Below are 1,701 nucleotides of genomic sequence, written 5' to 3'. Positions count from 1 at the left end.
GATTGATTGCCAAATGCGGATAGGCAATATGGCCTTGCTTGCCTTTGATGGTCAGATTGCCCGACAACGAGCCGCGTCGGCCGTTTTTCAACATATCGCCCAATTTATCCACGGCAGTCGGTTCGCCAACGATACAGTAATCAATCAACTCGCCGCGCGCTTTCAACACATCGACGACTTTGGTCGTGCCGTCCAATGCATCGCCCTCTTCGTCTGAAGTAATCAGGAGCGCGATACTGCCTTGATGATCGGGATTTTCGGCAACGAATCGCTCACAGGCGGTAACGAAACAGGCAATGCTGGTTTTCATATCCGCCGCGCCGCGGCCATACAGACGGCCTTCACGCTCGGTCGGTTCAAACGGTGGCGAATCCCATTTTTCAACAGGGCCTGTCGGCACGACGTCAGTGTGCCCTGCAAAGCAGAACACCGGAGCCTGTGTACCGCGGCGCAACCAAACATTTTTGGTGTCGCCAAAATAAAGTTCTTCTACGGCAAAACCGATTTTTTGCAGGCGTTCGGCCAGCAGTTGTTGACAGTTTTGGTCATCCGGCGTAACGGACGGGCGGGAAATCAACGCTTTGGCGAGTTCTAGGGATTGGGTTTCGGTCATTGTGTTTACTTTGAAAAACAGGCCGTCTGAAACGTTCTGAATATGATTTTCAGACGGCCTTGAGTTTATTTGAAGATACTGAATGGGCAGCCTGCCTTTCAGTATTCTGAGTTATTTTCCATGGCAAGCTTCATACAGCGGCAGTAATTCTTCCACTGTTTCCACTATCCATTTCGCGACATCCTGCTTGCCCAAATCATCGCGTTCGATGTGTTTGCCGATACAGAAGAAATCTTTGTCGTCTCGAAGCTTTCTATCGCCGTCGCTTTGTTGGGCGACGGTTCGATAATCGTCATATTCGCTTTCCGCGCCGTGCCACATATCGAAGGAAGCGTATTTCTCGGTATCAAAATTATCCAGCCAGCGGTTGTAATCAGGCAGCGCAATGGGGGAAACATCGGCTTTATAGCAGTGCCAATCCAAGCTGACGCTCAAACGGCGGCGGTTGAGCAAAATCGATAAAATTGCTGCGGAATTTTTATATTGTTCGTATTTGAAATAGGCAAAGAAATGGGCGCGGACCTGCCAGCCGTTACACCAGCGTTCGATATGCGGCGGCGCAAACGGCGCACCCAATTCGGCGGCAACCTGCTGGATCAGCTGCTGCCATACCTGCCAGTTTTCTTTATAGTCTGCCTTGATTTGCGGAATACTTTCAGGCTGGTATTTTTTAAGCTGGGAAAATTGGAAAAAGGGAATATTGAACAAATCGCAACTTTTTGGGGTCAGCATAATATATCCTTGAGACGATTGTTTCAGACGGCCTTATTTGCGGCGGCGTGCAGCCATAATTTCGCCGATTTCGGTCAGTTTTTCTTTGGGGATAAAGGTTTTGCCCATATCAAACAGCGGCTCTTCAATCGCCAGATGGACATCATATCCTGCGACAAAGCGTTTGAACGCTTCCGCATCGGGGACATAGGCGTTGTCTACTTCGAGTTTGGTAAATTCGGCGGATACTGCCGCCCAGTTGTTGTGCAGGCTGATATGTTGGCGCAAAAGCTCGTCAACGCTTTCTTGAGCTTGCGGCGCATATTGCAATAGAAGCGGGAAGAAATTTTCTTCTTCGTCTTCATGGTGCAACGGCG

Annotated in this window: 2 protein-coding genes and 1 pseudogene; all 3 read right to left on the bottom strand. The window is 49.6% G+C overall.

Translation table 11 applies throughout. The annotated features are described in order from the left end of the window. The coding region (gene dapE / locus ACTHUE_RS18035) for a succinyl-diaminopimelate desuccinylase (RefSeq protein WP_440424105.1) at positions 1-613 on the bottom strand (613 nt) is incomplete at its 3' end. A 111-nt stretch (positions 614-724) separates the two neighbouring features. Further along, positions 725-1,345 carry a glucose-6-phosphate 1-dehydrogenase family protein gene (locus tag ACTHUE_RS18030; RefSeq protein WP_003748707.1) on the bottom strand — a complete coding sequence of 207 codons (621 nt, stop codon included), beginning with the start codon at positions 1,343-1,345 and terminating at the stop codon, positions 725-727. Between the two features lie 33 nt (positions 1,346-1,378). Then, positions 1,379-1,701: pseudogene (locus ACTHUE_RS18025) on the bottom strand (hemerythrin domain-containing protein); the annotation flags it as partial.

This window comes from Neisseria sp. P0021.S005 (assembly GCF_051956955.1).
This window is presented reverse-complemented; position numbering and strand designations above follow the sequence as displayed.